This is a genomic window from Vibrio sp. T11.5 (assembly GCF_027587155.1).
GTDB lineage: Bacteria > Pseudomonadota > Gammaproteobacteria > Enterobacterales > Vibrionaceae > Vibrio > Vibrio neptunius.
This window is the reverse complement of the sequence record NZ_JAPPTP010000019.1, coordinates 74914-86358: the sequence shown is the minus strand read 5'-3', so window position 1 is coordinate 86358 and position 11445 is coordinate 74914. Positions and strand designations below refer to the sequence as shown.

General features: G+C 47.3%; 6 protein-coding genes and 4 tRNA genes. 4 read left to right on the top strand and 6 right to left on the bottom strand.

Translation table 11 applies throughout. The features are described 5' to 3' along the window. Positions 1–164 precede the first annotated feature (164 nt). From OH455_RS17420 to OH455_RS17405, 4 genes are all read right to left on the bottom strand, one after another. Positions 165–240 (bottom strand) — tRNA-Thr (locus OH455_RS17420). A gap of 13 nt (positions 241–253) precedes the next feature. After that, positions 254–328, bottom strand: a tRNA-Gly gene (locus tag OH455_RS17415). Between the two features lie 36 nt (positions 329–364). Next, positions 365–449, bottom strand: a tRNA-Tyr gene (locus OH455_RS17410). A gap of 34 nt (positions 450–483) precedes the next feature. Beyond that, positions 484–559 (bottom strand) — tRNA-Thr (locus tag OH455_RS17405). Between the two features lie 207 nt (positions 560–766). Here OH455_RS17405 and coaA point away from each other — a divergent pair. After that, positions 767–1690 carry a type I pantothenate kinase gene (gene coaA / locus OH455_RS17400; protein ID WP_045977705.1) on the top strand — a complete coding sequence of 308 codons (924 nt, stop codon included), beginning with the start codon at positions 767–769 and terminating at the stop codon, positions 1688–1690. Between the two features lie 60 nt (positions 1691–1750). On the opposite strand, the gene OH455_RS17395 is transcribed toward coaA, so the two are convergent. Both OH455_RS17395 and OH455_RS17390 read right to left on the bottom strand, forming a co-directional pair. Then, entirely contained in the window at positions 1751–5182 is a 3432-nt protein-coding gene (locus OH455_RS17395) for a PAS domain-containing hybrid sensor histidine kinase/response regulator (protein WP_269982252.1), read from the bottom strand. Between the two features lie 113 nt (positions 5183–5295). Then, complete coding sequence (locus tag OH455_RS17390; RefSeq protein ID WP_269982251.1) at positions 5296–6471, bottom strand: 3-phenylpropionate MFS transporter; 1176 nt, start codon at positions 6469–6471, stop codon at positions 5296–5298. Positions 6472–6666: 195 nt separating this feature from the next. Between OH455_RS17390 and OH455_RS17385 the strand changes: the two genes are divergently transcribed. The 3 genes from OH455_RS17385 (at position 6667) to acs (ending at position 11283) form a co-directional block, all read left to right on the top strand. Continuing rightward, positions 6667–8493: a DUF294 nucleotidyltransferase-like domain-containing protein gene (locus OH455_RS17385; protein WP_269982250.1), complete on the top strand. Its 1827-nt coding sequence runs from the start codon at positions 6667–6669 to the stop codon at positions 8491–8493. A 2-nt stretch (positions 8494–8495) separates the two neighbouring features. Next, the gene (locus tag OH455_RS17380; RefSeq protein ID WP_269982253.1) at positions 8496–9128 is read left to right on the top strand and encodes a 3'-5' exonuclease; all 633 of its coding nucleotides are present in this window, start codon (positions 8496–8498) and stop codon (positions 9126–9128) included. 202 nt (positions 9129–9330) lie between these two features. Next, entirely contained in the window at positions 9331–11283 is a 1953-nt protein-coding gene (acs, locus tag OH455_RS17375) for an acetate--CoA ligase (protein WP_269982249.1), read from the top strand. The last annotated feature ends 162 nt before the right edge of the window (positions 11284–11445 follow it).

Here is an 11445-nt window from a genome sequence, read left to right as displayed (position 1 = left end):
CGTACGTTCAAATTTTTCTTTAGACATGAGTTGTCCCTCTAGGTACGGATTTAGGTGGCTTTGATGACCACGCAACCAAAAAGTATTGGTGAAAAACTTACTTTCAAACACTAAACGTAGTTTAGTCGAAAGAAAGTATCAAAAGGAAAGCTTTGCTTAAGAGCTGGTGCTGATAGGCAGACTCGAACTGCCGACCTCATCCTTACCAAGGATGCGCTCTACCACCTGAGCTATATCAGCACTCAAATTAGAGTGGAGCGGGCAGCGGGAATCGAACCCGCATCATCAGCTTGGAAGGCTGAGGTAATAGCCATTATACGATGCCCGCAACACGTAACTCTGAGAGCTATTTCCTTAAGGAATATGGTGGAGGGGGACGGATTCGAACCATCGAAGGCAGTGCCAGCAGATTTACAGTCTGATCCCTTTGGCCACTCGGGAACCCCTCCAAATTTTTAATCCATTTCGCTTAAAACTGAGAAATGGTGCCGACTACCGGAATCGAACTGGTGACCTACTGATTACAAGTCAGTTGCTCTACCTACTGAGCTAAGTCGGCATAAGTGGTGCGCATTCTATTGAAGGAATCTCTACCTTGCAATAGCTAATTTAAAAAAAAATGCGATTTTAGCCAGTTTCTGTTTGTTTGCTGAAAAATCGCACAATTCACTCGATAAAAGCGCTTATCTCCGCCGAGTTATTTGGCAATTTGCGCAGGTTGTTGTATTTTCGCAGCTCTCTATCGCGAATCTCAGTTAGGAAGACTATGACGCCATATCTCTCTTTTAATCGTCAGCAATGGGCCGAATTGCGAAATTCTGTCCCGATGACGCTATCCGAAGAGGACCTTATCGAGCTGCAGGGCGTCAATGAAAACCTAACCATGGAAGAAGCCGTCGAGATCTACCTACCACTTGCACGTTTGCTCAACTTATATGTTGCCGCTAGGCAAAGCCGTAATTCTGTTCTCAACAACTTTTTGGACAACCAAGAGAGCGCACCACCTTTTATTATTGGCATTGCAGGTAGTGTTGCCGTAGGCAAAAGCACAACGGCTCGTCTTCTTAAAGCACTGCTTTCTCGCTGGGAAAACCACCCTAAGGTTGAACTAGTAACAACAGACGGTTTCCTCTACCCCAAAAAGGTCTTGAACGACCGCGGAATCATGCATCGTAAAGGTTTTCCAGAATCTTACGATATCAAGCGTTTGGTTGAGTTTGTGTCGGATGTAAAAGCCGGAAAACCTAATCTCGAGGTTCCCGTCTACTCACATATCACCTATGACATTACCGACAATGTCAAAGTGGTAGACCGTCCAGATGTTCTGATCATTGAAGGGCTGAATGTTCTACAAAGTGGTATGGACTATCCACACGATCCACATCGCGTGTTTGTATCAGATTTCCTCGACTTCTCGCTATATGTCGATGCAGAGTGCGATGTTATTGAACAATGGTACGTAGAACGCTTCCTGAAATTTCGCTTAGGAGCCTTCACCAAACCGGGGTCTTACTTTAGTCACTATACCGAACTGACTGAGAAAGCAGCGATCGACAAAGCACACTCAATCTGGCAGTCCATCAACGGCATCAACCTTACGGCCAATATCTTACCGACCAGAGGGCGGGCTCAGCTGATCTTGAAAAAAGGTCAAGATCATAGAGTTGAAAAAGTATTGCTCAGAAAGTAGTTAGAGTACCAATAGTTGATCACGCAATATCACCCTCCTATTACAAAGCCTTACTTGCATTTATGCCACTTTATTTAGAATAGCCCTGAGTTTGAGTGGTTTAACGGGTTTAGGAATGAAGCTAAACCCATTAGACTTGATACCTTCCATCATGTCGTTAGTTCTGTCAGCACTGATGATCACTCCTTTAAAGCTATCTCCTAAACGCAGCCGACATTGTTGTAGTACTTCAAGCCCAGTGCGACCGTTATCCAGACGATAGTCGGAGAGAATGACATCCGGCAGCCATTCTTCGTCGATGCACTGCAGGCTGGTGACAATATCGGTCGCCGTGCGTACATTGCATCCCCAACGTGCCAGCAAGCTTTCCATCCCAAGCAAGATTTCCTGCTCATTATCGACACAAAGTACATTGAGGTGACAGAGGTCAGAGACGGCAGCAGAGGGCACGATTTGCGGCCGTACCAAAGCCTCTTCACTGCGATTGAGTGCGATTGAGAACACGCTGCCTTTATTGGGCCATGAACGCATAGATATTTGATGTCCAAGCACGTGGGCAATACCTTTCGAGATTGCTAACCCAAGTCCAAGCCCTTGATCCGAACGAACCTGACTACCACGGGTAAACTCTTCAAAAATTTCCTGTTGCTTGTCTTCATCGATACCCGCACCGTTATCCCAGACTTCAATCCTCGCTTGTTGTCCAACCCGTCTTACCCCGAGCACTACCTTACCCTTGGGATTATAACGGAAAGCGTTGGTCAGAAAGTTCTGTATCACTCGGCGAAGCAGCTTCGGGTCTGATTGGACTATCAACTGACTTGGCACCATTTCAAATTCAATCCCCTGTTGTTTTGCTAGCGCACTGAATTCAGCGTTTAGATTGGAAAGAACGTCATTAATGGCAAAGCCATGCACATTGATATCGAGCTTGCCCGACTCCAAACGAGAGATATCAAGCAAGTCACCGATCAGGTCTTCAGCGGCTTCCAAGGCGCTTTCTATATGCTTTGAGAGGCGCTTAGTTTCCTCTTGTTGTGCTACCTCAGATAATGACGAAGCAAACAAACGGGCAGCATTAAGTGGCTGCATCAAATCATGACTGACCGCCGCAAGAAAGCGCGATTTCGATTGAGACTCATGCTCAGAGCGTTGAGTGGCAGACACCAGCTGTTTGTTCAATTGCTCCAGCTCTTGAGTTCGTTCATGGACTCGCTCTTCCAAACTTTCATTGGCATCCTTGAGTGCCTGCTCTGCATCACGGAATACCGTTATGTCAGTAAAACTCATCACAAAGCCCCCCCCTGGCATCGGATTTCCCTGCACTTCAATAACCCGACCATCAGGTCGGACTCGTGAAGACGTATGACGGGTGCCTTGCTCAAGGTGATAAATGCGACGACGGACATGATCATCTGGATCGCCAGGACCACACAGCCCTTGCTCAGCGTTGTGGCGAATGACATCCGCGATCGGTCTACCCACCTGGATCAACCCTTGAGGAAATACAAACAACTCCAGATAACGCTGGTTCCACGCTACCAGCCTAAGCTGTCTGTCCACCACAGCGATCCCTTGACCTATATGTTCAATCGCTCCTTGTAGGAGACCTCGGCTAAAGTCATACAACTCAGAAGCTTCATCGACAATAGTCGCAACTTCTTCTAACTGCATGTTGCGCCCTTGCAGAGCAGAGGTAAGAACCAATTTTGCTGAAGAGGCACCAAAAACACCAGCCAGTACTCGCTCGGTGTGACGAATGAAACTCGCGGTGGCCTGCTGATTAGGCATCATGGCTTCGTGCTGCTGAGCCCAATACTGTTCAAAGGCGCTACGTACCCGCTTTCGGCCAACAAACCGTGATGCCAGCATTTCCAACTCACCCACCGTCACTCGACTCTGGTAGAGGCTGATATTCTCATTCTCAGGCATGGGTGTACCGACAAAGGATGCTAATTGAAGACGTTCACTCAAACTCGAACGCGTCATTAGAGACACCAATACATAGCACAGCGCATTAACTATCATGCTGAGGACAATTCCCCAATCAGAACCTTCGATACCAAAAGATTGCAAGGCCTTTGGCGGTGTCACTAGCCAAAGAAGGAAATTGCTGTTGGCATCACCAGCCAACATATCAGTCTGACTCATCAGAGTGATAAGCCATAAACCAAATCCGAACGCTAGGCCAACATAGACTCCCTTTCGATTGCCTTTTCGCCAATACATTCCACCCAGTAGAGCCGGAGCAAACTGAGTAATCGCAGCGAATGATAGAAAGCCGATCGCAGACAAAGAATGACTACTACCCAGTGCATGATAGAATCCCCATGCACCAAGTAACAGCAGTAAAATCAAGCCACGCCGAATAACCAATAATAGGCCAGAGAAGTGACGATGATTTCTCTGAGCCAGCTTCATTCGACGCAGCAAAAGTGGCATCACCAAATCATTCGATACCATAATGGCTAAAGCAATGGTCGAGACAATAACCATGCCGCTAGCGGCAGACGTTCCACCGAGAAAAGCCAGCAAAGCAATATCCTGTGCACCTACGGCCATAGGCAAACTGATCACATACGTATCAGGGCTCGCACTACTTAGCAAACCCTGCCCTACCCAAGCAATAGGCAGAACAAAGATCCCCATCATCACCAGGTATATAGGAAATAACCAGCGTGCAGTATGCAAGTCCTGCGCGCGCTCGTTTTCCACCACCATGGTATGGAACTGACGCGGCAAACAGACAATCGCCATCATGGTCAACACAGTATGAATTAATAATGTCGGTAGGTTTGGTGACTGATAGGTGTCAGAGGCTATCGAAATCAGCTCAATATCACTGCGATTGAGCGCCAGATAAAGGATAAAACACCCAACGGCGAGAAATGCTATCAGTTTGACGATCGACTCAAATGCGATTGCCATCATCATTCCGCGATGGTGTTCAGTATTGTCGATGTGGCGCGTACCAAACAACATGGTAAATATCGCCAATGCACCAACCACAAACCAAGATACATCCATGCCCTGAGCATTGAATGCTTCTGGTAATTCAGGAGAGACAATCTCAAGCCCCATGGTAATACCACGCAGCTGTAAAGCGATGTAAGGCAAGATCCCCGCGACGGCAATCAGCGTGACGGCGACGGCTAAACCTTGAGATTTACCATAGCGAGCAGCGATAAAGTCGGCAATCGATGTGATGTGCTCGCGCTTAGCGGTAATGATCAGACGTGCCAACACACGCCAACCAAGGGTGAAGACTAAGATAGGCGCGATATAAATCGGGAGAAACGACCACGGGTTGTTACTGGCCTGCCCCACTGTGCCGTAGAAGGTCCACGAAGTACAGTAGACCGCAATCGACAAACTGTAGATCCACGGCCGCCAGCGAGCTAGCCAACGATGCTGCTTATCGCCATACCAAGCGATGAGAAAAAGTAGTCCGAGGTACATCAGCGATACGGTGATCACTAGCCAACCTTGCATCTGATTTCCTTATCGAATTGAGTTCCGCTGCTTTGTTTATACAAACAAAAACCTCTCCATATTGGAGAGGTTTCATTTAACTAAGGAAGCGAATCGAACTCAAACAGTTCCGCTTAATTCTGTGCTTTAACGTCGATAACTGAGGCACGTTCGCGTTTTGGTTCAACACGAATAAACAATGCCAGAATGCCCATCATCGCCATCACCCAAAAAATGTTCGCGCCCCAATTCTCATATCCCCAGCCACTCAAAGCTGTCATCAGAGCGATAAAAGCGCCTAGCGGGATCGCATTGTATAGCGCTTGCAGAGCGACCATTTTTCTTGGCGCCGAATGCTGGATATACTGAATAGCGGCGATGTGCGCCACGGCAAAAGTCACACCATGGAGTAATTGGATGAGGACTAGTCCTAACAGTACTGTTGTCGAAGCGGTCAATCCCCAACGTACCGCGACACCCATCGCAGCGACTAAAAACAGGGCACGTAACGACCAACCGGCAAACAGACGTTTGCTCAACGCAAAAACCGCCACTTCCGCCATCACACCTAAGCTCCATAAATAGCCGATAATATCTTCAGAGTGCCCGGCTTCTTTCCAGTGTATTGAGCTAAAGCTGTAATAAGCAGCATGACTGCCCTGAATCAAAGCGGCTAATGCGAGGAACTTCAAAACCGACGGTTCCTTTAGAAGTTCCAGCAGCTTCGGTCTTTCTGCCTGTTCCTCTTCCATCGTGACAGGCATCGGGCTGGTGTTGCGCATCCCAACTAAAATAGCAAAAAACACCCCCGCTAGCGCAGTATACAAAATCATATCCGTACCGAATTTGGCCACTAGATAGCCGACCACCGTAGAGCCTGCAATAAAGGCAACGGATCCCCACAGCCGGGCACGTCCGTAGTCAAGCATCTTCAGCCGCGCGTAGTAGTTCGCCATCGCATCAGACAGTGGCACAATCGGCCCACAGCAAAGGTTAAATAGCACAGTGGCACCCGCCATCAACCAAAAACTACCGCCCGTAAAGAAGTGGAAAACGATAAAAATTAGGGCAGCAATACTCAGCCAGCGCAGCGCAGGCATTAGGTGCTCAACTTTATGGATACGCGGCGTTAGCACCATATTGGCGACACAACGAGTCGCAAAACCAATGCCAACGAGTAAGCCGATATCGGTAGCTGAAACGCCCTGCTCCTCAAACCACAACGCCCAGAATGGCAGATAGACACCATAGGCAAAAAAGAATCCGAAAAAGTATTGAGATATCCAGCCATAGGGAGACGGATTAAGCATTTTGACCTCTGAATGCGATATGAGAGCGGATGCCGCATTATCTCTGCTTATTTGCTGAATAAAAAGGGAAGATTACTCACCAATCTGTTTCCGCACAGACATCCTAAATCAGAGTAATTCGACCAAAGTCGTCTGGCACTTAAAAGGAAACTTGTCACACTTAGAGTAAGGTTTCTTTTCTCACACGGGTTCGGTATGCCAGATAAATTCAATATGCACTCTCCTCCGTTTGATCGCCTAGACGAACGACAGCAGAGCAAGCTGCGTGCCTCACTGGATGTGGCCTATTACCGAGATAAAGAAGTATTGCTGGCAACCGGTGGAAACAGCCAGCATCTTCATATTCTGATTAAAGGAACGGTAGAAGAACGCAGTGCCAAAGGAGAGGAAATCTTTGCCCATTACGCCAATGATGACTTATTTGATGTGCGCGCGCTGTTTGAAGGCAAAGTCCGCCATCACTACGTCGCGCTGGAAGATACGCTCACTTATTTGTTGCCTAAATCCGTCTTTCTCGAGCTTTATAACCAAAATGGCCAGTTTGCGGCCTATTTCGATAATAATCTTGCTAAACGTCAGCAACTAATTGAAGCTGCGCAACAACAACAAAATCTGGCCGAGTTTATTCTCACTAAAGTGGACCGTGATATCTATCACCCACCGATGATTCTTAGTCCTGAGCAGCCGCTTAATGAGGTTACTCAGATATTAAAGCAGAACGGGATTGATGCCGCTTTGGTCAGACTCCACGATGACGACCCACGCTTGACTAACACTCCAAGTCATCTACCTTTTGCTATCGTCACTCGCACCAACATGCTGCATGCCGTGATGCTTGACGAATATCCGCTAAATACTCAGGTCAGCGCAATTGCTACCTTCCCAGTCATTCACGTCGACGATGGCGACTTTCTGTTTAACGCAATGATTAAAATGACCCGTCAGCGTTTGAAACGAGTTCTGGTGGCGGACGGTAAAAAAGCGGTCGGTATGCTGGATATGACCCAGATTCTCAGTGCCTTTTCAACCCATTCTCATGTATTAACCTTAAGTATAGCCCGCGCTTCGAGCATTGAAGAACTGGCATTGGCCTCCAATCGCCAACGTCAGTTGGTCGATAGTCTGCTAGCAAACGGGATTCGTACTCGCTTTATCATGGAGTTGATTTCTGCGGTCAACGAACAAATCATAGAAAAAGCGTTTCAGCTTATTGTTCCACCTGCACTGCACGATCATTGTTGTCTGATCGTTTTAGGCTCAGAAGGGCGCGGGGAACAGATCTTAAAAACCGACCAAGACAATGCATTGATCATCAAAGACGGACTGGAATGGCATCAGTGCAACACGATTATGGCTCAGCTGACGCACACCTTACAGCAACTAGGCTACCCACTTTGCCCGGGTAATGTGATGGTCAACAACCCGAAATGGGTGAAAAGTCAGAGTGACTGGCAGACAACATTAACACGCTGGTCTAAGCCGTCTTCTGCCGAGCATGTCATGGATCTGGCCATTTTCACTGATGCTCACGCTGTCGCGGGCAACAAGGCGTTACTCAAACCTGTACGAGAACACCTCAAAGGACTGATGCTGAATAATATGCTGGCGCTACAGGACTTTACTCGACCAGCGTTGCAGTTCTCTCTACCACTGACTCTATTTGGCAACGTCAAATCAAATAAGCAAGGGGTCGATCTAAAAATTGGCGGTATTTTTCCAATCGTCCACGGGATTCGAATCTTAACACTGGAATATGGTTTAGAGGAAAACAACACCTTTGACCGAATTGATGCGCTACGCAGTAAACGCATCTTGGAGCCGGAAACCGCAGATAACCTCAATGAAGCTTTGAAGCTGTTCTTTAAGTTACGTCTTAGCCAGCAGGTCGCCAATCAACACAGCCATAACCACATCAACCTCAAACTTCTAGAACGCACAGAACGTGACTTACTACGCCACAGCCTACATGTAGTCAAAAAATTCAAACAGTTCCTTGGCTATCACTATCAAATTCGAGACTAATGATGAACTGGATTCAGCGCCGTTACTGGTATCATAAATTGAGAAACTCCCCATATCAGCCCCTATTTGCCTCAGTCCAAAAAGGTGAGTACGTATCACTCGATTGTGAAACCACTAGCTTAGATCCAAAGCGTGCTGAGTTGGTCACCATTGCAGCAACCAAAATCATCGATAATCGCATCATCACTAGTCAACCTTTCGAAGTGAGATTAAGAGCGCCACAATCTCTGGATTCTAGCTCAGTGAAGATCCATCAGATTCGTCATTCAGATCTGGCCGATGGTATCGATGAGAAACAGGCATTGAGACGCTTGTTAGCTTTCATCGGCACTCGACCATTAGTGGGTTACCACATTCGCTACGACAAAAAGATTCTTGATCTAGCGTGTAAACGTCACCTCGGTTTCCCTCTTCCTAACCCTTTGATTGAGGTCAGCCAGATTTACCACGACAAACTGGAAAAACATCTACCCAACGCTTATTTCGACCTGAGTCTGGAAGCCATTTGCAAGCATCTAGACTTGCCCATACAAAGTAAGCACGACGCGTTGCAAGATGCTATATCAGCGGCGTTGATATTCGTTCGTCTAACCAAGGGAGACCTTCCCAGTTTGAGTCTGCCTTACAACCGTTGAGTATTTCCTACGATCCAACTCTCAAAATCAAACATAGCACCACCAATATAAAGCAGAATCAGGCCTCTCATCCTAAAGTCTAATTGTCGAATTACGCTTGGTGCTAGAAAGTTACAGATATAGGAAATGTCAACAAACGTGAAAAACGTTTTAAACGAACATTTGCTCAATTCGTTATGAATTAAGCCCAAGGAGAAAAGCAATGAGTGAAGCCCATATTTATCCGGTAAAAGAAAATATCAAAACAAAGACCCATGCGGATAATGATACCTACCTCGCCATGTATCAGCAGTCAGTCTCTGATCCTCAGGGATTCTGGAATGAACACGGTAAGATTGTTGATTGGATTAAACCCTTCACCAAAGTCAAAAACACTTCATTTGATACAGGCCATGTCGATATTCGCTGGTTTGAAGATGGTACGCTCAACGTCTCTGCAAACTGTATTGACCGTCACCTAGCTGAGCGCGGTGACGATGTGGCAATCATATGGGAAGGTGACGACCCAGCAGACGATAAAGCACTGACATTCAACGAACTATACAAAGAAGTATGTCGTTTCTCCAACGCTCTCAAAGAACAAGGGGTACGTAAAGGCGACGTCGTGTGTCTTTACATGCCAATGGTGCCTGAAGCGGCTGTTGCTATGCTAGCGTGTACTCGCATAGGTGCCGTACACACGGTTGTTTTCGGTGGTTTCTCACCAGAAGCCCTATCGGGACGTATCATCGATTCAGATGCTAAAGTCGTTGTTACCGCCGATGAAGGTGTGCGTGGTGGTCGAGCGGTTCCACTGAAAAAAAACGTTGATGAAGCATTGACCAACCCAGAAGTGAAAACGGTCGATAAAGTATTAGTGCTCAAGCGCACTGGCGGCGATGTTGACTGGCATGAGCATCGTGATGTCTGGTGGCATGAAGCGACAGCATCTGTATCAGATGATTGCCCGCCAGAAGAGATGAAGGCGGAAGACCCACTCTTCATCCTCTACACATCAGGTTCAACGGGTAAACCTAAAGGTGTCCTTCACACCACAGGCGGCTACCTAGTTTACGCCACCATGACTTTCAAATATGTCTTCGACTACCAGCCAGGTGAAACCTTCTGGTGTACCGCTGACGTAGGTTGGATCACAGGTCACACTTACCTGATCTATGGCCCTCTGGCTAATGGTGCCAAAACCATTCTGTTCGAAGGAGTACCAAACTACCCGAACACCAACCGCATGAGTGAAGTCGTTGATAAGCACCGAGTCAATATTCTTTACACTGCGCCAACCGCTATTCGCGCGTTGATGGCAAAAGGCAATGAAGCGATCATTGGTACCTCTCGTGACAGCCTGCGCATCATGGGCTCAGTGGGTGAACCCATTAACCCTGAAGCATGGGAGTGGTACTACAAGACGATTGGTAATGAGAAATCTCCAATCGTTGATACTTGGTGGCAAACCGAAACTGGTGGCATCCTAATCACTCCACTACCAGGTGCCACAGCACTAAAACCCGGCTCTGCCACTCGTCCATTCTTTGGCGTACAGCCTGCGTTAGTCGATAACATGGGTAACATTATTGAGGAGACCTCAGCAGAAGGTAACTTGGTGATCCTTGATTCATGGCCAGGTCAAATGCGTACTGTTTACGGCGACCATGAGCGCTTTGAGCAAACGTACTTCTCTACTTTCAAAGGCATGTACTTCACCAGTGACGGAGCGCGTCGTGACGAAGACGGCTACTACTGGATCACAGGTCGTGTAGATGACGTACTCAATGTCTCTGGGCATCGTATGGGTACCGCAGAAATCGAATCAGCTCTGGTGGCACACCATAAGATTGCAGAAGCGGCGATTGTCGGTATTCCGCATGACATCAAAGGGCAAGCAATTTACGCCTACGTTACGCTGAACGATGGCGAGTTCCCATCAGCAGAGCTGCACAAAGAAGTGAAGGACTGGGTACGTAAAGAGATTGGCCCCATCGCTACGCCAGATGTGCTGCACTGGACAGATTCTCTGCCGAAAACTCGCTCCGGTAAGATCATGCGTCGTATCCTGCGTAAGATAGCCACTGGGGATACCAGCAACTTAGGCGACACCTCGACACTGGCCGATCCAAGCGTTGTTGACAAGTTAATCGCCGAAAAAGCAGAACTTGCATAGAAATAGCAAGACAAGATTAAGCCGCCACATTTGTGGCGGTTTTTTTATTTGTAGGAACATATCTAATGACTTGAAGTCCAAGACAAAGCAATCAAATTTGTTACCTTGGTTGCAGTTTTTCATCTCAGAAACGGGAGATTAGACCAGTAAATTGCTGCTAAA